The 22171-nt window shown below is 61.2% G+C and carries 21 protein-coding genes and 1 riboswitch; of the genes, 16 read left to right on the plus strand and 5 right to left on the minus strand.

The window, feature by feature from the left end:
- Positions 1-123: 123 nt before the first annotated feature.
- Positions 124-1761, plus strand: coding sequence for a peptide ABC transporter substrate-binding protein (locus tag AB5Y59_RS19595; protein ID WP_180344753.1), 1638 nt, complete (start codon positions 124-126; stop codon positions 1759-1761).
- 10 nt (positions 1762-1771) lie between these two features.
- Entirely contained in the window at positions 1772-2314 is a 543-nt protein-coding gene (yfcE, locus tag AB5Y59_RS19600; RefSeq protein WP_139736369.1) for a phosphodiesterase, read from the plus strand.
- 43 nt (positions 2315-2357) lie between these two features.
- Here the strand turns inward: yfcE and AB5Y59_RS19605 are convergent, their stop codons facing one another.
- The 3 genes from AB5Y59_RS19605 to flgA all read right to left on the minus strand — a co-directional run bounded on the left by AB5Y59_RS19605 (position 2358) and on the right by flgA (position 3791).
- Positions 2358-2774, minus strand: coding sequence for a flagella synthesis protein FlgN (locus AB5Y59_RS19605; protein WP_180344754.1), 417 nt, complete (start codon positions 2772-2774; stop codon positions 2358-2360).
- Positions 2771-3091 carry a flagellar biosynthesis anti-sigma factor FlgM gene (gene flgM / locus AB5Y59_RS19610; RefSeq protein ID WP_042864123.1) on the minus strand — a complete coding sequence of 107 codons (321 nt, stop codon included), beginning with the start codon at positions 3089-3091 and terminating at the stop codon, positions 2771-2773. Before flgM ends, AB5Y59_RS19605 begins: the two co-directional genes overlap by 4 nt.
- Before the next feature lie 94 nt (positions 3092-3185).
- Complete coding sequence (gene flgA / locus AB5Y59_RS19615) at positions 3186-3791, minus strand: flagellar basal body P-ring formation chaperone FlgA (RefSeq protein WP_045524230.1); 606 nt, start codon at positions 3789-3791, stop codon at positions 3186-3188.
- 237 nt (positions 3792-4028) lie between these two features.
- Here flgA and AB5Y59_RS19620 point away from each other — a divergent pair, with 237 nt between their 5' ends.
- The 14 genes from AB5Y59_RS19620 to mgtE all read left to right on the plus strand — a co-directional run bounded on the left by AB5Y59_RS19620 (position 4029) and on the right by mgtE (position 18562).
- Entirely contained in the window at positions 4029-4940 is a 912-nt protein-coding gene (locus tag AB5Y59_RS19620; RefSeq protein WP_010675296.1) for a chemotaxis protein CheV, read from the plus strand.
- 17 nt (positions 4941-4957) lie between these two features.
- Entirely contained in the window at positions 4958-5782 is an 825-nt protein-coding gene (locus tag AB5Y59_RS19625; RefSeq protein WP_010675295.1) for a protein-glutamate O-methyltransferase CheR, read from the plus strand.
- A gap of 61 nt (positions 5783-5843) precedes the next feature.
- Positions 5844-6245 (plus strand): flagellar basal body rod protein FlgB, encoded by a 402-nt coding sequence (gene flgB / locus AB5Y59_RS19630; RefSeq protein ID WP_010675294.1) that lies wholly within the window; start codon positions 5844-5846, stop codon positions 6243-6245.
- Complete coding sequence (gene flgC, locus AB5Y59_RS19635; RefSeq protein ID WP_005329775.1) at positions 6242-6661, plus strand: flagellar basal body rod protein FlgC; 420 nt, start codon at positions 6242-6244, stop codon at positions 6659-6661. The genes flgB and flgC overlap by 4 nt, the downstream gene beginning before the upstream one ends.
- A gap of 90 nt (positions 6662-6751) precedes the next feature.
- The gene (locus AB5Y59_RS19640; protein ID WP_010675293.1) at positions 6752-7489 is read left to right on the plus strand and encodes a flagellar hook assembly protein FlgD; all 738 of its coding nucleotides are present in this window, start codon (positions 6752-6754) and stop codon (positions 7487-7489) included.
- A gap of 10 nt (positions 7490-7499) precedes the next feature.
- Positions 7500-8846 carry a flagellar hook protein FlgE gene (gene flgE, locus AB5Y59_RS19645; protein ID WP_039040233.1) on the plus strand — a complete coding sequence of 449 codons (1347 nt, stop codon included), beginning with the start codon at positions 7500-7502 and terminating at the stop codon, positions 8844-8846.
- Between the two features lie 146 nt (positions 8847-8992).
- Positions 8993-9739: a flagellar basal-body rod protein FlgF gene (gene flgF, locus AB5Y59_RS19650; protein WP_010675291.1), complete on the plus strand. Its 747-nt coding sequence runs from the start codon at positions 8993-8995 to the stop codon at positions 9737-9739.
- Positions 9740-9753: 14 nt separating this feature from the next.
- Entirely contained in the window at positions 9754-10542 is a 789-nt protein-coding gene (flgG, locus tag AB5Y59_RS19655) for a flagellar basal-body rod protein FlgG (RefSeq protein WP_010675290.1), read from the plus strand.
- A gap of 16 nt (positions 10543-10558) precedes the next feature.
- Entirely contained in the window at positions 10559-11230 is a 672-nt protein-coding gene (flgH, locus tag AB5Y59_RS19660; RefSeq protein WP_010675289.1) for a flagellar basal body L-ring protein FlgH, read from the plus strand.
- Between the two features lie 60 nt (positions 11231-11290).
- Positions 11291-12388 carry a flagellar basal body P-ring protein FlgI gene (locus AB5Y59_RS19665; protein ID WP_010675288.1) on the plus strand — a complete coding sequence of 366 codons (1098 nt, stop codon included), beginning with the start codon at positions 11291-11293 and terminating at the stop codon, positions 12386-12388.
- A gap of 46 nt (positions 12389-12434) precedes the next feature.
- Positions 12435-13535, plus strand: a complete 1101-nt coding sequence (gene flgJ, locus AB5Y59_RS19670; RefSeq protein ID WP_010675287.1) for a flagellar assembly peptidoglycan hydrolase FlgJ — start codon at positions 12435-12437, stop codon at positions 13533-13535.
- A gap of 3 nt (positions 13536-13538) precedes the next feature.
- Positions 13539-15536 carry a flagellar hook-associated protein FlgK gene (flgK, locus tag AB5Y59_RS19675; protein ID WP_010675286.1) on the plus strand — a complete coding sequence of 666 codons (1998 nt, stop codon included), beginning with the start codon at positions 13539-13541 and terminating at the stop codon, positions 15534-15536.
- A 3-nt stretch (positions 15537-15539) separates the two neighbouring features.
- Positions 15540-16748, plus strand: a complete 1209-nt coding sequence (gene flgL, locus AB5Y59_RS19680) for a flagellar hook-associated protein FlgL (RefSeq protein ID WP_010675285.1) — start codon at positions 15540-15542, stop codon at positions 16746-16748.
- 177 nt (positions 16749-16925) lie between these two features.
- Positions 16926-17095: riboswitch (M-box (ykoK) riboswitch) on the plus strand.
- 123 nt (positions 17096-17218) lie between these two features.
- Positions 17219-18562 (plus strand): magnesium transporter, encoded by a 1344-nt coding sequence (gene mgtE / locus AB5Y59_RS19685; protein WP_042017552.1) that lies wholly within the window; start codon positions 17219-17221, stop codon positions 18560-18562.
- Between the two features lie 58 nt (positions 18563-18620).
- On the opposite strand, the gene ppx is transcribed toward mgtE, so the two are convergent.
- A complete protein-coding gene (ppx, locus tag AB5Y59_RS19690; RefSeq protein WP_041214872.1) occupies positions 18621-20111 on the minus strand; it encodes an exopolyphosphatase in 1491 nt (496 codons plus the stop codon).
- Positions 20101-22170, minus strand: a complete 2070-nt coding sequence (gene ppk1, locus AB5Y59_RS19695; protein WP_039040240.1) for a polyphosphate kinase 1 — start codon at positions 22168-22170, stop codon at positions 20101-20103. The genes ppx and ppk1 overlap by 11 nt, the downstream gene beginning before the upstream one ends.
- Between the last annotated feature and the right edge of the window lies 1 nt (position 22171).

The following is a 22171-nucleotide window of genomic DNA, read 5'->3' on the forward strand; positions in this document are numbered from 1 at the left end:
GGCAGGCCCGATACAATACGGGTCGTCTTCGGGGATAACAAGCGCGGCATGATGCATTCGGTTCCAGGCGCGCCGCCGGCCTTCCCCCCATTGCAGTCAAAAGAATTGAACGAGGTTGATGTCATGTTTTACCGTTTCGCCGCCAGGCCAGCCCGCCGCTGGCTCTCTCCCTTGCTGTTCGGGTTGATGGCGGTGCCGCCGCTTCAGGCCACTACCGTGGTGCAGCAGCCCGTGCTGTCGGACAGGCAGACCCTGGTCAAGGGCAATGGCGCCGAACCCGAGTCCCTCGATCCGGCCCTGATCCGCTCCGGTTTCCCGGGGGAGGTGGTGCTGGTGGACCTGTTCGAGGGGCTGGTGAGCGAGGATGGTCAGGGCAAGATAGTGCCCGCCCAGGCCCAGCGCTGGGAGACCAGCGAGGATGGGCTGGTGTGGCGCTTCTTCCTGCGTCCCCAGCTCAAATGGTCCAACGGCGAGCCCCTCACCGCCCGGGATTTCGTCTACGCCTGGCGGCGGCTGCTGAACCCGGCGCAGGCTTCCCCCTCCGCTGGCCTGCTGCTGGCGACCGGCATCAACAATGCCCAGTCCATCTATGCCGGGGCGCTCGACCTCGATGCCCTGGGGGTGGAGGCAGAAAGCGACCAGATCCTGAAAGTGACCCTGGAGCGCCCCGTTCCCTATTTCCTGCAACTGGTCAGCCAGCGCCCCTTCGTGCCGGTCAACGAGCGGGTCATCGCCCAGTTTGGCAAGCAGTGGACCCAGCCAGGCAAGATGGTGAGCAATGGCCCCTACAAGCTGGCGAGCTGGGTGGTGAACGAGCGCATCGAAGCCGAACGCAACCCCCAGTACTGGGATGACGCCCATACCCGGATCCAGCGGGTGACCTACCTGCCGATCGCTTCCCAGCATGGGGAGCGGCTGCGTTACGAAGCGGGGGAGATCCAGCTCACCAACAAGGTGGCGCTGGAGTACTACCAGAAGACCATGCAGGAGGCACCGGAGCGGATCTGGGGTCTGCCGCTGCTTGGCACCTATCTTTACACTTTCAATCTCAATCGCCCCGAGTTGCAGGATGTGCGGGTGCGCCAGGCGCTCTCCATGGCCATCGATCGCCACCTGCTGACCGAGAAGGTGAGCGGCCAGGGGGAGCGCTCAGCCTGGTCACTGCTGCCCGCCATGCCGGGTTATGACGAGCTGGATATCCCCCTCTCCCGGGAAGACCAGCCGACCCGATTGGCCCGGGCCGCCGCGCTGTTGACCCAGGCGGGCTACAACAGCGCACATCCCCTCAGGCTGACGCTGACCTACAACACGTCGGAGAACCACAAGAAGCTGGCCCTGGCGGTGGCGGCCATGTGGAAACCGCTGGGGGTCGAGGTCTCCCTCAACAACATGGAGTGGAATGCCTATCAGGTAGCCAAGGACAGTGGTGATTTCATGCTGGCTCGTTCATTTTTGTTTGGTGATTATGTCGAGCCGTCGTCCATGCTTGGCAGTTTCCGCTGCCAGGATCCCCAGAACGAGAGCGGCTACTGCAACCCCGCCTTCGATGGTCTGCTGCAGCAGGCCTCCGAGACCCTGGATGCCAACGCCCGGTCCGGGATCTATCATCAGGCCGAGCAACTGCTGATGGAGGAGGTGCCCGTCATCCCCGTCTATCACTACAACCAGATGCGACTGGTGGACCCGGCACTGCGCGGCTTGCCGAGCCGCAACCTCAAGGGCGCCATCGCCACCAAGGATCTCTATTTCAGCCAGCCATGAGGAGTGTGGAATGAAGATTGCCATTATCTCGGATCTGCACGGCAGTCTGACTGCCCTCGAGCAGGTGCTGGCGCAACTCGCTCCCTGGCAGCCTGATCACTATCTGCTGCTCGGGGATCTGCTCAATCACGGGCCGCGCAATCCGGTGCCGGAGGGGTATGATCCTGCAACTGTGGCGGCAAGGCTCAACGAGCTGGCCCCCCGCATCATGGCGGTGCGTGGCAATTGCGATTCGGAGGTGGACCAGATGCTGCTCCATTTCCCCATCACGGCGCCCTACAACCAACTGCTGGTGGATGGGCGGCGCTGGTTTGTCAGCCACGGTCATCTCTATGAGCCCGGCAACGTGCCCCTGCCAGCAGGGAGCCTGTTCATCAGCGGTCATACCCATGTGCCTGTGCTGCGCCAGGAGGGAGAAATGATCCTGATGAACCCGGGGTCTATCTGTTTTCCAAGGGGCGAGTGGGTGGCCAGTTATGGGCGCTATGACGAGGGCTGCATGAGCATCCATGCCTGCAAGGATGGAGAAACCCTGATGCAGCTGGTGCTCTGACTAGGGGCTGACAAGGAGAGAAAATCAGAAGGGGGAGAGGAGATCAGGCCTTGATCCCGAAAGAGCGGGTGCCTGAGCGGGTATTGCCTTTGGCGTCATAGGTCAGGGAGCTGCTGTCTCTGAGCTTGCTGAGGAAGCTGGCGAGACGGCGATTGGAGACAATGCTGAGTTCGAGCAGACGTCCATTGAGGTTGTTCTGCTCCTGACAGGCTTCCAGCTTGGCTTGAAGGGCCTGCAATTGGATCGGGAAGGCGCCCAGCTGTTGCTGCAAGTCGGGTAGCTCTGCCAGAGTCTTGTCCAGCATCTCGATGGCCACCAGCAGTTGTTGCTTGCGATCGGCGAGTGCCGGCAAGGCAAGGGCCCGGTGAGCCTTGAGGAGGTCGAACTCCTCTGCCAGCAAGCCTTGCATCTGGGAGAGGTTGTCGTCCTGAGCGCGCAGCAGCGAAGGGAGGTCCATCATCCCAACCGTTTATCCAGATCGGCTTCGAAGCTGAACATCTTTCTGGCCACGGCTTCGCTGTTGACCTTGTACTCCCCACTGGCCACGGCCTTCTTCAGGCTCTCGACGCGGCTCTCGTTACCGGTGGAGGCGGTGTTGAGGGTCTTCTGCATCTGTTGCAATTGCTGCGCCTCACTGGTCAAGGAGACAGAGTCGCTCTTGACGGTCGTCGCACGGCTGCTCTCGCTGGAGGTCGCCGACTTGGTGGCTACACCTTGGCTGTTGCCGCTGTTTTGCAGGCGGTTGTTAGCCAAGTTGTTGATATTGTTGATAGCCATAAGGTTTACCTTCGTCTGCTTTGCTGTTCGCTTACCTGTGTATCGGTGACGGCGGTCAGAACTTTAGAAAAAAATTGCGCAGTGCATTCCTGTGTCAGAATGTCACGACCACGGAGCCCACTGCACTGACCTGGCCTTGCACCGTTCTGCCCGAGCGCGTGTTGACAAGCCGGATCATGTCTCCGAAGCTGCCATCTTGCAAGGCGCGGGCCATGGTTTTGATCTGCATGCTGCTGTTTTCGGCGCTCAGGGTGACCTGGTCCCCCTTGCAGACCACGCATACCTGGGTGAGCCTGATTGGCTGACCCGGTTTGAGCTCACGCTTGCTGCGTACCCCGATGAGGGCGGTCGGGTCGGTAAGGTAGTCGCCACGGATCAGGGTCTGATCCTGGTATGCCAGGGTCAGCATGGGTTCACTCAGAATATCTCCCTTGGCAACCGGGACGGTGACGGTGACATAGGGTTTCTGGATACTGACCCGGACCGGTAGATAGAGATCCCAGGATTTCTCTCCCTCGCACTTGAGGTAGACGGTGGTGTTGCGACGGATCTCCATCCTGGCGGGGAGGGAAATGGTGAGGGCATCTTCGCAGCGCGTGAGGGGGAGGCGCTCGTCAATGGTACCGGCCTTGACGTCGGCCTGTGCATCGAGGGGAATATCGAGCTGGTCGAGCACGAACGCCTGTGCCTGTTCTTGCAGATAGTCGGTGACCTCGGACGCCATGGCGTGAGACAGACTGCAAAACGGCAGTAAGATAAGGAAAAGTCTACTAATCATTTTTGCTTACCGGTCGATAAGTTATTCACGTATACCACCGTAGTTAACTATGCTTGCTCCAGAATTATTCGATTGTTGAAACAACGATGATCTGATGCAAGCCAATGTGCATGCATAATGACATGCACGATCAGTGCCAAGCATTTTTAGGGAGTGTTTATGGCGAGTATTCTGGACTCGGTCAACCAGCGAACCCAGCTAGTGGGACAAAACAGGCTGGAGCTGCTGTTGTTTCGTCTCAATGGACGTCAAAGATTTGGCATCAACGTATTCAAGGTACGCGAGGTGCTGCAGTGTCCCCCTCTGACCGTCATGCCCAAGCTCAACTCCTGCATTCGCGGCGTGGCACATATCCGTGGCCAGACCATCTCGGTGATCGATCTCAGCATGGCGATGGGCAAGCGCCCCATCCAGGACCTCTCCAAGTGCTTCATCATCATCTCCGAGTACAACCGCTCCATTCAGGGGTTCCTGGTCCACTCGGTCGAACGCATCATCAACATGAACTGGGAGTCCATCCTGCCGCCACCCAAAGGGGCAGGTCGCATCAACTACATGACGGCGGTGACCGAGGTAGATGGTGAGCTGGTGGAGATCCTGGATGTGGAGCGCATTCTCAACGAGATCTCGCCGGTCTCCACCGAGGTGTCCACCGAACTGGTGGAAGCAAGCGTGGAGCGCAATCCTCACGGGCGTCCCGTGCTGGTTGCGGACGACTCTTCGGTGGCGCGCAAGCAAGTTCAACGGGCACTGGAGGCAATCGGGGTGCAGTGCGTGCTGGCCAAGGATGGACGGGAAGCGCTCAACATGTTGCTGGAGATGTCCAAGAACGGTCCCATCAAGGATCAGATAGCCCTGGTCATTTCGGACATCGAGATGCCGGAGATGGACGGTTATACCTTCACCGCCGAGATCCGCAACAATCCCAACCTCAAGGATTTGCATGTTATCCTGCACACTTCCCTCAGTGGGGTGTTCAATCAGGCCATGGTGCAGAAAGTCGGAGCGAACAATTTCATTGCCAAATTCCAGCCGGATGAATTGGCCAAGGCCGTACAAGGCGCTCTCTAATCAAGAAGAACAACTGCATGAAGACACTTTCGGACGACTTATACAGGCAATTCAGCAATTTTCTGGCGCAACAGAGCGGCATAGTGCTGGGTGACAACAAACAGTATCTGGTCAAGAGCCGCCTGTCGCCCTTGATGACTCAGTTTGGTATCGAGAGTCTGTCTGATCTGGTCACCCGGGCGATGAGCGTGCGCGAGCGGGAGCTCAAGATGGCGGTGGTCGATGCCATGACCACCAACGAGACCCTGTGGTTTCGCGATACCTATCCGTTCCAGCTGCTGAGCGACAAGATTTTCCCGGAGCTTGGCAAGAGCGGTCGTCCCATCAAGATATGGTCTGCCGCCTCTTCATCCGGGCAGGAACCCTACTCCATCGCCATGACGGCGCTGGAGCAGCAAGTCAAGCGGCCGGGTACCTTGCCGGGCGGGGTGCAGATAGTGGGGACCGATATCTCCAGCACCATGCTCAACCAGTGCAAGGAGGGGGTCTACGACAGCCTGGCGCTGGCCCGCGGGCTCTCCCCCGAGCGCAAGCGACTCTTTTTCGAACCCTGTGGCGACAACAAGATGCGGGTGGTGGAGCGTGTCAGAAAATTGACCAGCTTCCGTCCCCTCAACCTGCTGGAGAGCTACAGCCTGCTCGGCAAGTTTGACATCATCTTCTGCCGCAACGTGCTCATCTACTTTGCGCCCGAAGTGAAATCCAAGATCCTCAACCAGTTCGCCAGCAGCCTCAATCCTGGCGGCTACCTGATGCTGGGGGCCTCCGAGTCTCTGGCCGGCCTCACCGACAAGTTCGAGATGATCCGCTGCAACCCCGGCATCGTCTACAAGGTCAAATAACCCCGCTCAATACCCTCTTGGCACACCTCTTGCTAAATATTCATGAAGCAGGAGGTGTGCTATGGCAATTTCATTCGACAAGGCATTCGGTGTTCATCAGTACACGCTGAGCGTGCGCGCCAAGCGTGCCGAGGTGTTGTCCAGCAACATCGCCAATGCGGACACGCCGGGCTTCAAGGCTCGTGACATCGACTTCTCACAGGCGTTGCAGGATGCCCAGGGCCAGCAAGGGTTCGGGCTCAGCACCACCAGCGAGAAGCACTTCGCCTTGCAGATGGATACCCCGGGCACGACCCAGTACCGCAATCCCCTGCAACCGGATACCGGTGACGGCAACACGGTGGACGTGCAGCAGGAGCGCAGCGAGTTCCTGCGCAACAGCCTCGAATACCAGGCCTCCCTTGAATTCATGAACAGCAAGATAAGCGGCCTGCTCAAGGCACTGAAAGGAGAGCAAGGATGAGTTTGTTCAAGGTCTTTGACATTGCAGGCTCTGCCATGAGCGCGCAGTCCGTTCGCCTCAACACGGTGGCGAGCAACATGGCCAACGCTGACAGTGTCAGCTCCAGCGTGGAAAAAACTTACCACGCCAGGCGGCCAGTCTTTGCCGCCCAGCTGGATCAGGCCATGTCCGACAAGCAGGCCTCGGTCGGGGTGGATGTGAAGGGCATCGTCGAGAGTGATGCGCCCCTGCTCAAGGAGTACAACCCGAATCACCCCATGGCGGACAAGGATGGCTTCATCTTCAAGCCCAACGTCAACATGGTGGAAGAGATGGCGGACATGATAGCGGCGTCGCGCAGCTATCAGACCAACGTCCAGGTGGCCGATGCGGCCAAGAAAATGTTGCAGCAGACCCTGGGTCTGGGCAAGTCCTGACAGAGGTGAACCCGGATGAGAGTGACCCGTGATCGCCTGCCTGGCGGCAACAATCGGCCCAGTGGGCACGCCCTAGAGGGGGGAGCATAAGTGGCAGATACCTATGACAGCCTGCTGGGCGTCAACCGGACGACGTCGGCCCAGACCAGTACGGTCAACACCAGTACCCAGAAAAAGGAGCTGGATCAGGAGTCCTTCCTGAAGCTGCTGACCATGCAGCTCTCCTATCAGGATCCGTTCAAACCGGTGGACAACGCCCAGATGCTTTCCCAGATGACCTCGATGTCGACGTCTCAGGGGATCAGCAGCCTCTCCACCCAGATGGAGAGCCTCAACAGCCTGATGACTTCCAGCCAGGCGCTGCAGGCCTCCGCGCTGGTGGGACAGAACGTGCTGATCCCGTCCAACACGGGTTACGTGGAGAAGGGAGGCACCCTCACGGGGGTCATCGCCACCGGCGATGGCGGCAGCAACATCAAGGTGACGGTGAAGGACGAGAGCGGCCAGGTCATCCGAGAGTTCGCCATCGAAGGGAGCCACAAGGGGAACGTGGCCTTTGAATGGGATGGCAAGGACAAGTCCGGCAACCAGGCCAAGAGCGGCAAATATTCGATAGAGGCGCATGCCACCGTCGACGGCAAGTCGGAGAGCGTCCCCGCCCTGACTTACGCCAAGGTGGAGAGCGTCACCCTGGGAACGAGCACCAACCCCAGCACCCTCAAACTCAAGGGACTGGGCGGCATCTACCTGACCGATGTATTGGAAATTGGCGCGACGACCGGCAAGACCACCACCCAGTCGGCTTCGTCCTCTAACGCAGTGATCTAAGGAGAAAGACATGTCATTCAACAATGCCCTCAGCGGCATCAATGCGGCTCAAAAAGACCTGAACGTCACCGCGAACAACATTGCCAACGTCAATACCACCGGCTTCAAGGAGTCCCGTGCCGAGTTTGCCGACGTCTACGCCAACTCCATCTTCGTCAACGCCAAGACCCAGGTTGGCAACGGGGTGGCGACTGGCGCTGTGGCCCAGCAGTTCCACCAGGGCGCGCTGCAATTCACCAACAACGCGCTGGATCTCGCCATCCAGGGCAACGGCTTCTTCGTGACCTCGGACGGCCTGACCAACCTGGATCGCACCTACACCCGTGCGGGCGCCTTCAAGCTCAATGAAAGCAGCTACATGGTCAGCAACTCCGGCGGTTATCTGCAGGGGTACGAGATCAACTCTGACGGCACCCCCAAGGCGGTGAGCATCAACGCCACCAAGCCCATCCAGATCCCGGACAAGGCCGGTGAGCCGGTGCAGACCACGACGGTCGAAGCTGGTTTCAACCTGCCTTCCAGCACGAAAACGTTGATGGATGTCAATGCCTCCAAATTCGATCCCACGGACTCGACCACCTACTCCTCCTCCACTTCCGTGGTGGTCTATGACTCCCTGGGCGAGCCACACACCATCACCCAGTACTTCACCAAGGAAGCGGATCCGGCCGATCCTACCCAAGCGGCGGTGCCGACTGCCTGGCGCATGTACCTCTATGAAGGGGACAAGCCCATCGACATCGTAGGCGGTACGGCCACCACCATGGCGACCGGTCTGAGCCAGGCCCCCCTGAGCGCCCGGGTGACCTTCGATGCCTCCGGCAAGATGGTCACACCCACCACCCCGGCGGTCATCAAGACGGAACCCCTGGGGGCGACAGGGGCTGGTATCATCACCAATGGCGCCGATGGCACCCAGGAGATTGAGTTCAAGCTTGGTACCGTGACCCAGTACGCCTCCCCCTTTGAAGTGAGCAAGCTGACCCAGGACGGCTCCACCGTCGGCCGCCTGACCAAGGTGGAGATCGGGGCGGATGGCATAGTCTCCGCCACTTACAGCAACGCCACCACCGTCAAGGTGGCCATGGTGGCCATGGCGAAGTTTGCCAATGCCCAGGGTCTCACCCAGGTCGGCGACACCTCCTGGCGCCAGTCCCTGCTCTCTGGCGATGCCTTGCCCGGCACCCCGAACTCCGGCACGTTCGGCTCCATCAAGTCGTCGGCACTGGAGCAGTCCAACGTGGATCTCACCACCGAGCTGGTCGACCTCATCACTGCCCAGCGCAACTTCCAGGCCAACTCCCGTTCCCTGGAAGTGAACAGCTCCCTGCAGCAGAACATACTGCAGATCCGCTAAGACGGCGGGTAGTTGGCAGGGGCGCTTCGGCGCCCCTTGTCATTTCCGTCCCGCCTCATTTCCTCCTTTCATTCCGTCTTCGTCATCTCTCTTGGCATTCAACTTGCAGTTGAGCTGTGAGAGTCATCTGTTTGACGGAGGATCCCATGGATCACCTGCTTTACATCGCCATGTCCGGGGCCAAGGAGAACATGAACAGCCTGGCTGTTCGTGGCAACAACCTTGCCAACGCCAACACCATTGGCTTCAAGTCTGACTTCGAGCAGGCGCGCAGCATGCAGGCGTTTGGCGAAGGGCTGCCCACGCGGGTGTTCGCCATGACCGAGCGGCCGGGCCAGAACCTGCAGCACGGCATGCTGATGACCACGGGTCGGGATCTTGACGTTGCCGTCGATGGGCCGGGCTGGATTGCGGTGCAGGATCCCAACGGCGCGGAAGCCTATACCCGCATGGGCAACCTGCAGCTCAATGCCACCGGTAATCTGCAAACTTCTACCGGTCTGAATGTGGTGGATGATGCCGGTCAGCCCATCGTGCTGCCCCTGCCCATGGAGAAAATTGAGATCAATCGTGACGGTACCATCAGCGGCCGTCCCGAGGGGGCAGCCGCCAACCTGCCGGAAGATTTCCAGCGTATCAAGCTGGTCAACCCGGCGGCAGATGCGGTGGAGAAAGGCCAGGACGGCCTGTTTCGCCGCAAGGATGGCCAGAATGAGGCCGCGTCTGCGGATGTGGGCCTGATCGCCGGCTCCCTTGAGGGGAGCAACGTCAACGTGGTCGACGAGATGACCAACCTTATTCGCTTGCAACGTCAGTTTGAAACTCAGGTCAAGATCATGAAGACCGCCGAGGAGAACGACGAGGCACAAACCCAGCTGCTGCGTATCAGCTAATCAAGGAGCACCCCATGAATCCTGCACTCTGGATCAGCAAGACCGGCCTCGATGCCCAGCAGACCAACATCTCGGTCACCTCGAACAACCTGGCGAACGCCAGCACAGTGGGCTACAAGAAGGCGCGGGCCATCTTCGAGGATCTGCTTTATCAGAACATCAACCAGCCTGGCGGTCGCTCCTCGGCGGATACCGAGCTCCCTTCCGGCCTGATGCTGGGGGCGGGGGCCAAGGTGGTCGCCACCCAGAAAAACCACAGTCAGGGCAACGTCCAGACCACGGACAACTCCCTTGACCTGATGATCAGCGGCCGCGGCTACTTCGAAATCCAGCTGCCCGATGGCAGCGCCGCCTATACCCGCAACGGCCAGTTCACCCTGAACGACGAGGGGACCATCGTCACCCCGGGCAACGGTTATCCGCTGCAACCGGAGATCCAGATCCCCGAGAACGCCCAGAGCGTCACCGTGGGGGAGGATGGCCAGGTCTCCGTCCAGCTCAAGGGGGATGGCCAGTCTCAGGTGGTGGGCCAGATCAACACCACGGACTTCGTCAACCCCACCGGCCTGCAGCCCATGGGGGAGAACCTCTTCCTCGAGACCCAGTCCAGCGGCGCCCCCATTCAGGGGACTGCCGGCGCGGACGGGCTGGGGGTGATCAAGCAGGGGATGCTGGAGACCTCCAACGTCAACGTGACCGAGGAGCTGGTGAATCTCATCCAGGCTCAGCGGGTCTACGAGATGAACTCCAAGGTCATCTCCGCCGTCGACTCCATGATGTCCTTCCTGACCCAGCGGACCTGATGAAAGGAGTGCCATGATGAAAGCCATATGGATGCTGGGACTGCTGACGCTGGCGGGTTGCACCAGTACCCCCAATACCGCCAAACCGGATGACCCGGATTTCGCCCCCGTCTACGGGGAGTCGGAGCCGGTGTCGGTGCGCCCGACCGGCGCCATCTTCCAGCCCGAGCAGGTCAACGGCATCTACTCGGACATCAAAGCGCACCGGGTGGGTGACATCATCACCATCCAGTTGGCGGAGTCGACCTCGGCGTCGAAAAAGGCCAACACCCAGAGCGGCAAGGACAACAAGCTGGCGCTCGACCCCGTCACCCTGGGTGGCGTGCCGGTCACGGCGGGGCCCTACGATCTGTCGGCCTCCATCGGCCAGAACAGTGCCTTCAAGGGGCAGGCCAAGGCGGATCAGAGCAACAGCCTGCAGGGCAACATTTCGGTCAGCGTGGTCAAGGTACTGCCAAACGGCAACCTGCTGGTGCGCGGCGAGAAGTGGATCATGCTCAACAATGGCAACGAATATATCCGTATCACCGGTCTGGTGCGTCCGGAGGACGTGAGCTCGGAAAACAGCGTCTCCTCCCAGCGGGTGGCCAATGCGCGTATCTATTACGGCGGTACCGGGGATCTGGCGAACACCCAGGAACAGGGCTGGCTCACCAGCTTCTTCAACGGCCCCTGGTGGCCCATTTAAGACTCAAGAGTCCGGGGCGTTCACGGGCCCCGGATCAGGAAGGTTTTGTTAGGAGATGTCATGAACCGATTCCGTCTGCTTGCTCTGCTGTGCTGCCTGCTGCCCTTCGGGCTGGCGCACGCATCCCGCATCAAGGACCTCGCCTCGGTGGAAGGAGTGCGCAGCAACCAGCTGATCGGTTACGGTCTGGTGGTGGGCCTGCCCGGCACGGGGGAGAAGAACAACGCCTTCACCGAGCAGACCTTCAGGACCATGCTCAACAACTTCGGCATCAAGGTGCCTGACAACATCAAGCCCAAGATCAAGGACGTGGCACCGGTAGCCATCCACGCGGATCTGCCCCCCTTCTCCAAGCCGGGTCAGACCATAGACGTCACCGTCTCCGCCATCGGCGAGGCGAAGAGCCTGCGTGGCGGCACCCTGCTCCAGACCTTCCTGAAAGGGCTGGATGGCCGCGTCTATGCGGTGGCCCAGGGCAGCCTAGTGGTCGGTGGCCTCGGGGCCGAAGGGGCGGACGGCTCCAAGGTGGTGGTGAACACGCCCACAGTGGGGCGCATCGCCAACGGGGCGACCGTGGAGCGGGAGGTTCCCAACTCCTTCAGCCAGGGCGACACCATCACCTTCAACCTGAACCGGCCGGACTTCACCACCGCCCGCCGTCTGGCGGACGTGGTCAACGATCTGGTGGGTCCGAACACCGCCCAGGCGATGGACGCCACCTCCATCAAGGTATTCGCGCCGCGGGATCCGGCCCAGCGGGTCTCCTACCTCTCCACCATCGAGAACCTGGAAGTGGACCCGGCGAGCGAGTCCGCCAAGATCATCGTGAATTCGCGCACCGGGACCATCGTCATCGGCAGCGAGGTCAAGCTGCGCCCGGCGGCCATCAGCCACGGTGGGCTGACGGTGACCATCGCCGAGAACCAGCAGGTCTCCCAACCCAATCCGCTCGCTGGCGGGCAGACGGCGGTCACCAACAACTCCACCATCAACGTGCAGCAGGATCCCGGTCGGATGTTCAAGCTTGATACCGGCGCGACCCTGGACGACCTGGTGCGGGCGGTGAACCAGGTGGGGGTCGCCCCCGGGGATCTGATGGCGATCCTGGAGGCGCTGCAGCAGGCGGGCGCGATCCAGGGCCAACTGGTCATTCTGTAATTTCGTGAGCGGCAAGCGGTTGCCACGGGCGGCAAAGAGGTAGGTTATGGCAGAGTTCGACACCCAGAGCGGTATCAATATTGGCATGGTGCAGGACGTCCAGAACCTGGACAAACTGCGCCAGATGAGCCTGAGCAAGGAGGGGAAGCAAGGGGCCCTGATGGCGGCCGCCCGCCAGTTCGAATCCATCTTCACCCAGACCCTGTTCAAGGGGATGCGCCAGGCCAACTCGGTGCTCACCGAGGGCAACCCGATGAACAGCAGCTACACCCAGTTCTATGAAGGGATGCTGGACGAGCAGCGGGTTGCCGACATGTCGAGCAAGGGGGGGCTGGGCATTGCCGAGATGGTGGCCAGGCAGCTCTCACCCGAGCAGACTTTCACCCATCAGGATGGCCGGGTACTCAAGCTGCCCCAGCGTACCGAGCGGGTCTACAAGCCCTATCAACCCCCCAGTGCCTCCAACGATCTGATTGCTGCCTCCAAAGTTGGCAAAGATTTTGCTGATAACGAAATGAAGGGTGAGCTGAATGGGGCCGAGCGTACGCTGGCCATGCCAAGACGTCCCCACCGCACCGTGCCGCCCATGGGCAGCAGCCAGAGGCCTTCGGCCCTGGATGGCAGCGCCAAGGTGTTTGACAGCCCGGAAGAGTTCGTCGACAGGCTGATGCCGCTGGCCAAGAAGGCGGCGGACAAGCTGGGGTTGAGCCCGGCGGTGCTGGTGGCCCAGGCCGCCCTTGAGAGTGGCTGGGGCAAGCGGGTGATCAAGGATGCAGACGGAAACGTGACGCACAACCTGTTCGGCATCAAGGCCGATCCGCGTTGGGAAGGCCCCAAGGCGGTGGTGAGCACCCTGGAATACGAGCAAGGGGTGGCCTCGCGCCAGAAGGCGGCGTTTCGCTCCTACGAGTCGTTCGAAGAGAGCTTCAACGACTACGTGGATTTTCTGACCTCTGGGAGTCGCTACAAGGGGGCGCTGGCCAAGGTGGACAGCCCGGATCGTTACTTCGAGGCGTTGCAGCAGGCCGGTTATGCCACCGATCCCCAGTACGCCAGGAAACTTAAACAAGTGTTGCGCAGTGATGCCATCGCCGGTTACTCGACGTCCGGCAACATTGCAGACAGGAACACAGAGATGGAGCTGTAAGCTATGGCAAGCGATCTGCTTGGAATTGGGACCTCGGGTGTGTTGGCCCAGCAGCGACTGCTGCAGACCACCAGCAACAACATAGTGAACGTCAATAGCCAGGGCTATGTACGTGAACGCACCCTGATCTACACCAATTCCGTCGGATTGGGGACGGGCGACATGGTGAGCGAGCGCATCATCAACGCCTATGCCCAGGCCGAGGTGCGCCGGGATACGTCCGCCTATCAGGCGGCCAACACCCGCTACGATCAACTGTTCCGGCTCGACAGCCTGCTCGGTGATGCCAGCAACAGCGTGGGGACCACCATCACCTCCTATTTCAAGGCTTTCCACACCGCCAACGAGTCACCGTCCGAGATCGGGGGGCGCAAGACGACCCTGAGTGAACTGAGCGGCATGGTGGACAGATTCCATACCCTCTCCGCCCAGCTCGACAAGCAGTCCGATACCATCAATGCCACCATAGGGGACGAGACGGACAGGGTGAACAGCCTGCTGAACAGCATCAACGATCTGAACCAGGCCATCGTCCGCACCCAGGGCTCCCCTGAAGAGAACCTGATGCTGTTCGATCAGCGGGATGAGGCCATTCGCCAGCTCTCCGAGAAGATGGAGATCCGCACCGTGACCCAGCCCAATGGCAGCATGCTGGTCAACATGAGTACAGGGCACTCCCTGGTGCTCGATGGCGGCGTGGCCCAGTTCAAGGTGGTGCCGGGGGACCCGGATTCCCGTGAGCCTTCCCTGCAGCTGACCCTGGGCAAGAACCAGGCCAGCATCAACGACAAGGATATTGGCGGTGCCATCGGTGGCCTCTTCACCGCGCGCCGGGATCTGGAGCCCGCCAAGCGGGAGCTGGGGCAGCTGGCCGTCGCCCTGGGGGATGCCATGAACCAGCAGAACCGGCTGGGGATGGATCTCGACAACGAGCTTGGGGGGGATCTCTTCACCCTCAAGGGAAGCCAGGGGCTGCCCTACGCCAGCAACCAGGGTAACGGGGCGGCCAGCGTCAACTTCGTCCCCGGCAAGGGGAGCGAGGTCACCACCTTCGACTACGAGGTGCGGTTCAACAGCGCCACCGGTTACGAGGTATTCGCCATCGATGGCAGCGGGCAGCGTACCTCGCTCGCCACGGGGACCACGCCGCCAGCCACCTTCGAGGTGGCGGGGCACGGCATCGAAATCGATCTCTCCGGCACTCCGGTCGCGGGTGACAAGATCTTGTTGCAACCCACCCGGAATGCGGCTGCCAACCTGGAGCAGGCGATCACCCGTCCCGAGGATATCGCGCTGGCATCCCCCCTGAAGGCGGACAAGGGATCCCAGAACCTGGGCTCGGGCGAGATAACGCTGGGCGGTGTCTACAACACCGGCACGGGCTCGGGTTTTGGCACCAACACTTTGGACCCGAGTGCACCCCAGGTCATCAAGATCGACGGCAGCGGCAACTACGAGGTCTATGACAAGAACAACAACCTGCTCGGTGTGGCCCCCGCCTCCAGCAAGGGAAAGAACCTGATGGCCGCCCTCGAGAGCCCCCTGGGGGGGCCCAAGGTCTACGCCGATCCGACCCAGAGCCCGGGCTATGAGTTCAGCATCACCGGCAAGGTGGAGGCCAGCGACAGCTTCACGCTCAGCTACAACAAGGATGGCTTCGCGGACAACGCCAACGGCCTGGCGCTGGCGGAGCTGCAGAACAAGGAGCTGGTGCGCAAGAACAACAACGCCGCCACCAGCAACGACAAGATGACCTTCAACGATGCCTACTCGGGTCTGGTGAGCGGCATTGGCAACAAGACCAGTCAGGCCAAGACCCTGTTGCAAGCCAACGAGGCGAAGCTGACCCAGAGTACCGCCATCTTCGAGAGTGTCTCCGGCGTCAATCTGGAGGAGGAGGCGGCCAACCTCATCCGCTTCCAGCAGTCCTATGCGGCCTCGGCCCAGATAGTGAATACCGCCAAGACCATCTTCGACACCCTGCTCTCCTCCGTGAGGTAAGTCATGCGCATCACCACCAACATGATCTATGACCGCAACCTTGCCTCCATGAGCAAGGTGAGCGAGCGCCAGAACACCGCCTACAACCAGTTGATGACGGGGGATAAATTCTCCCGTTCCGGGGAGGACCCGGCCGGCATGAGCCAGAAGATGGCGCTGACCAAGGAGATCGATCTCTTCAAGCAGTACGGCGTCAACGGCAGCCTGCTGGAGAACAGCCTGGGCCACGAGGAGACGGTGCTGACCTCCCTCAACAACGCCATGCTGAGTGCCCAGACCCTGATCCAGAAGGCGAACAACTCCGCCATGGGCTCCGAGGAGCGCAACGCCATCGCGAGCGAACTGGAGGGGCTGCAAAAGCAGATGTTCGACCTGATGAACAGCAAGAACTCCCAGGGGGAGTACATCTTCGGCGGCAATCAGAGCAAGACCCAGCCCTTCGTCAAGGATGCCAGCGGCAACTATGTGTTTCAGGGGGACACGGGGCAGCGCAACATCCAGGTCTCTCCCACGGTGCAGATCCCGGCCAACGACTCCGGTTTCGATCTGTTCGAGATGGTGGCGACCCGGCGCACCGCCAGCGCCGCCAGTGGCAACATCCAGGTGTCGGTGGCGGATCAGGGGAACTTCGAGAGCTTCTATCGCAACAACTATGATGCTTCCCTGCCGAGCAACCAGTATGCGGTCAGCACCCTGGCCGGGCCGCCGGACACCTACGAGATCCGTGACAGCGGTGGTACCCTGCTGCAAAGCGGCGACTATGTGGCGGGCAACAAGATCCCCTTCAACGGCCTGGCGCTCACCCTCGACCTCCCTGCGGGATCGGCGACCCAGAACTTCGTGCTGGATACCCCGAAAAACGACAACATCCTCAATGGCATGTCCGATTTCATCTCCGCCATGCGCGATCCGACCCTGTCCGAGAGCGATTTCCAGCTGGCGGTCTCCGATGCCACCACCCACATGAGCAACGCCAGAACCAAGATAGACCGGGGACTGGGGGAGCTGGGGGGAAGGATGAACAGCCTGGAGCAGGTGATGAGCTCCAACGACGGACTCAGCACCCTGAACCAGCAGGCGCGGGCCAAGGTGTCCGAGGCGGACATGTACGAGGTGATCGCGGCCCTCTCCAAGGAGGATGCAGCCATGAGCGCCTCCCAGCTCGCCTTCAGCAAGATAAGCAAGCTGACCCTCTTCGACTATATCCGCTGACGTTCGTCCGTTGACCGCAGGCTCCTCCGTGCCACGTACGGGGGAGCCTCATTTCATGAAAGGCCCGCCGTCCGGCCAATTTGTAACAACCCGTTGCCAGGGGCCCGTTTGCCTTGACTCGACCTGCGCCTGGGCAGATGATGCCGCCCGCACGGTAGCGCCGTGCAATCAATGTTCGCAGCATCTCGTTAGGCGAGGCTCCTGCATAAACACAGGCCACTGATCTCACGACGTCCAGAGACGCCCAAGATCAGGACAGTTTTCATCGGATTAAGGTGTCAACCCAAGTGGCTTCCGGCATGCCGGATACGTTATGCAGTGCTAAAGCTGGTACGTGGGGATGAAAACACGCCGGACGGCGTCATTTCCTGCCTGTTACTCGTCAATCAAATTGCTGTTTTCTTGCCGTTGCATCCGGCCAGGTGCCGGAGGCGTTCAGGTTCGCCTGAAATCACATGAGGACATCTGTGATGAAGAAAACACACACCCTGCTCAATCGTCATCAACTGCTCGACCCGGTCGCCCTGCGCAACTGGCTGGCTCACAACCTGGATCCGGTGGCCCGTGCCGATCAGCTTCTGACCCTGCGCCCGGAAGAGCTCAACTGCATCTTCGATACCCTCTCCATGCCGGAAGGGGCGTCCTTGCTCGCCTCCCTCCCGGCGGAGTGTGCCGGCCATCTGCTGCTCAGACTGCATGGCAGCATCGTGGGAATACTACAGGGCACCCTGGCCCGTCGGGACCTGCTGGCCATCCTGCGCAGGCTCGACGAGCACGATCGCAAGACCCTGCTCGCCCGGCTGCCAGACCCCGCCCGTAAAGCCTTCCAGTCACTGCTGGCCTGGCCGAACGAGTCGGTGGGGGCCAACATGCGCCACGAATACCTGGCAGTGGAGGCCGATGCGACGGTGGAAAGCGCCAAGCAGCTGATCCACGGGGCCTGGGATCAGGCCAGGCTGTTCGGTCATCTCTATGTGGTTGACGGCGAGCAGCGCCTGCTTGGCAGCGTCTCCCTCAAGTCGCTGCTGATCGCCGATCCTCTGCTGCCGGTAGGGGAGCTGATGGAGGGGGAGGCAGTGCGCATCAACGCCCGGGCGGATCAGGAGCTGGCGGCCCGCCTGCTCATTGACCGTGACCTCTCGCTCCTGCCGGTGGAAGATCAGGGGCGTTTGGTGGGGGTCTTCCACGTGGACGATGCCGCCGACATCCTGGAGCTGGAGTCCACCGAGGATGCGGAGCTGCAAGGGGGCTCCTCGCCGCTGGATACCCCCTATCTGCAGGCCACCCCCTGGCAGCTGTGGCGCAAGCGGGTGGGCTGGTTGCTGATCCTGTTCGTGGCGGAAGCCTACACAGGTACCGTGCTGCGGGCCTTTGAAGAGCAGCTGGAGGCGGCCATCGCCCTGGCCTTCTTCATCCCGCTCCTCATCGGCACCGGTGGCAACAGCGGCACCCAGATCACCACCACCATAGTGCGTGCCATGGCGGTGGGGGAGGTGAGCCTGAAAAACCTCGGCACCGTGCTGAAAAAGGAGATCTCCACCGGTCTGCTCATCTCGGCCGCCATCGCGCTGGCGGCCTGGGTGCGGGCCTGGAGCCTGGGGGTGGGGCCCGAGATCGGCATGGTGGTGACCCTGACCATCGTCGCCATCGTGCTCTGGAGCGCCACCGTCGCCTCGGTGATCCCCATGGTGCTGCGTCGCTTTCGCATCGACCCGGCGGTGGTCTCCGCCCCCTTCATCGCCACCCTGGTGGACGGTACCGGCCTCATCATCTACTTCGAGATAGCCAAGCTGATCCTGCCGGATCTGCAGTAGGAAAGCACAAGAGACAAAAAAGGCAGCCATCGGCTGCCTTTTTGCACAGAGGGGCGGATCACCCGAGCTGGAACAGCAGGGGCCAGCCCTGCTCGTGGCAGTAGCGGTGCTCCTTTTCCAGGTTCTGCATCAGCAACTTGTTCTCGTCGCACCAGTCGAGCGGCAGGGTGACCACCAGCTGATCCCCGGCGGCCTGCACGTTCCACTCGGGCAGCAGGTTGTCCTGACGCCTGTGGTGGGCCGCCACCGCGAGGCGCAGGATGCGGATGCAGCGCAGCACCGTCTGCTCGTCGTGGTTGGGCAGGGCCGGCAGCTCGGAGAGCTTGAGCCCCTTGCGGTGAAAGCGCACCAGGGCCGCCAGCAGGGCCTGATCGTCCTGGTTGAAGCCGGGCAGATCGGTGTTTTGCAAGATGTAGGCGGAGTGTTTGTGGATGCCGCTGTAGTTGATGGCAAGGCCGATTTCGTGCAGCCGCGCCGCCCAGCCGAGGATGGCGCGATAGGGCTCTTCCGGCATCTCCCAGGGGCCGCTCAGGGCGTCGAACAGGGAGAGGACGCTGCTCTCCACCCGGGTGGCCTGGCGCTTGTCGATGCGATAGTGGGTGCTGAGGGCAAGCGCGGTGCGTTCGCGAATGTCGTGATGCTGCAGGCGCTCCTCGAACTCGTAGAGCAACCCTTCGCGCAGGGCGCCGTCGGAGTACTCCATCCGTTCGATGGGCAGGGAGGTGAAGAGCCCGAGCAGGATGGCCACCGCGGCGGCGAACACCCCCTGACGCTCCTCGGTGAGGCCCGCCAGCTTGAGCTGGTCGACCCGCTTGTGCTTGAGCATCTCTTCTTTCAGCCGCTCGAGTCCCGCCAGGGTGATGGCACCATCGGTCCACTCTTCCCCCTGCAACACGTCGCGCACGGTGCGGATGGAGCCCGAGCTGCCGAGGCAGCTCTGCCAGCCCAGCTTGCGGTACTGGTTGATGATGGGGGCGAGCTGATGCTGGGCTTCCAGCACGGCGGCGTTGAAGGCCTTCTCGCCGAGCTTGCCGTTGCCAAAGAAGCTCTGGGTGAAGCTCACGCAGCCCATCTTGCGGCTGGTGAGCGCCTTGTGCTCAAACCCTTCGCCGATGATGAGCTCGGTGCTGCCGCCGCCGATGTCCACAACCAGCACCTGGCCCTCGATGTGCTGGGTATGAGCGACCCCCTGATAGATGAGGCGGGCCTCTTCCTGGCCGCTGATGATCTCGATGGGGTGGTTGAGCACCTTGGCCGCCTCGCGCACGAAGTCGCGGGCGTTGCTGGCGCGGCGCAATGTGTAGGTGCCGGCGATGCGGATCTGATCCGGCTTGATGTTGGTGAGCCGCTCGGCGAACAGGGCGAGGCAGTCCAGCCCGCGCGCCATGGCCTCCTGGGACATGCGGCGCTGCTCATCCATCCCTTCGGCGAGGCGCACTCGCTCCTTGATGCGATCGATGATCTGCATCCGCCCCTCGGTGAGGCGGGCAATGACCATGTGGAAGCTGTTCGAGCCCAGATCGACAGCGGCGTACAGACTATTGTCCATGGTTTGACTCTATGCGTTTGAGGTAGTCGTAAATCGCCACCTGGGAACGGACCTTGCGGCGGTTGCCCCGCTTCACGTACTCGTTCTTCTGGTCGGCATCGATCACCCGCGCCTTGCAGGTATCACTCAGTTGTAGCTCGAGAATGTCGAGGATGCGCTGCTTGAGCCGCTCGTCATAGATGGGGGTGCCCACCTCGATGCGACCGTCGATGTTGCGGCTCATCCAGTCGGCACTGGAGATATAGAGCTGGGGATTGCCCTTGTTGTGAAACACCATCACCCGCGGATGTTCGAGGAAACGGTCGATGATGCTGATGACCCGGATGTTGTCGCTCAGACCCGGCACCCCCGGGCGCAGGGCGCACATGCCCCGGATGATCATCTGGATGGGCACCCCGGCCTGGCCGGCGGCATAGAGCCGGTTGATGAGGTCTCTGTCCACCAGGTTGTTGATCTTGAGGGTGATACCGCTGGGTTGCCCCGCCTTGGCGTTGGTCAGCTCGTTGTCGATGAGGCGATAGAGCTGGCGGCGGCTGTTGATGGGGGAGACCAGCAGGTGGTTGAACTTGTAGCGCCGGTACGGGTACTCGATGTACTCGAACACGCTCTCCACCTCGGCGGTGATGTCCGGATGGCGGGTCAGCAGGGAGAAGTCGGTGTAGATCTTGGCGGTCTTCTCGTTGAAGTTGCCGGTCCCGATATGGGCGTAGCGCACCGCCTCGCCGTTCTCGTGGCGGGTGATGAGGCAGAGCTTGGAGTGGATCTTGAGGCTGGGTACCCCGAACACCACCTTGACGCCTGCGTCGGTCAGGATGTTGGCCCAGTCGATGTTGGCCGCCTCGTCGAAGCGGGCGCGCAGCTCCACCACCACGGTCACCTTCTTGCCGTTGTTGGCAGCGTCGATGAGGGAGTGGATGATCCGCGACTTCTTGGCCACCCGGTAGATGTTGATGCGAATGGCGCTGACCGCCGGGTCGAAGGCCGCCTGGCGCACCAGCTCGGTGAAGTGGTGGAACTTGTGGTACGGGTAGTAGAGCAGGATGTCCTGCTTGGCGATGGCGTCGAAGGCGTTGACGAAGCCGTCAAAGTCGCGGCAATCCAGGGCCGGCAACTTGGGGTTTTCCAGATAATCCCGGCCCACATTGGGGAAGCCGATGAAATCCTTGAAGTTGTGATAGCGCCCACCGGGCATGATGGCGTCGTAGGAGCTGATCTGCAGCTTGAGCTTCAAGAAGCTTATCATGGCCGCCGGCATCTCCCGCTCGTAGACGAAGCGCACCGGCATGGCGGTGAGGCGCTGTTTCAAGCCGTCACTCATCTTGTCCACCAGGCTGAGGTCCAGCTGGTCGGAGAGGTCATATTCGGCATCCCGGGTCAGCTTGACCGCGTAGGCGGCAATCTCGTCGTAGTCGAAGAAGCCCTTGAAGATCTCGTCCAGACAGAAGCGGATAACGTTGTCGAGGATGATGATCTGCTTCTTGCGACGGGTGCCCTCCGGCGGTAGCTGGAAGAAGCGGGGCAGATCGTCGGTGGGCACTTCCACCAGGGCGTACTGGATCACCTGGCCGTTCTTCTTCATCTCGATGGCGAGATAGGTGTGCTCGTCTTTCAGGAACTTGACCGGGTTGACCTCCTTGTTGAGGAGGATGGGGATGATGTGGCGCAGCACCTTTTCCCGGAAGAAGATCCGCAGCCACTGCTGGATGGACTCGGAGAGCTGGCTTTCGTTCACCAGGAAGATGTTGTGGCGGGCCAGGGCGATCAGCAGCTCCTTGTAGGTGTTGTCGAACGCCTCGCCGAGCGCCATCACCTTCTGCTGGATGGCGCGCAGCAGCACCTTGGCCTCGTCGTCGCCGCCGTGGACTTCGTTGATGAGGATGCGGCGCTTGACGTCCGACACCCGTACCTTGAAGAACTCGTCCTGATTGGAGGAGAAAATCCCGAGGAAGCGGACCCGCTCGATAAGGGGTACCGTCTTGTCCATCGCCTCTTGCAACACCCGTTCATTGAATGAGAGCCAGCTAAGCTCTTTCTCTTCATACTGCTTGTCGGTGCTCATC

This window comes from Aeromonas sp. s10 (genome assembly GCF_040907975.1).
Lineage (GTDB): Bacteria > Pseudomonadota > Gammaproteobacteria > Enterobacterales > Aeromonadaceae > Aeromonas > Aeromonas caviae.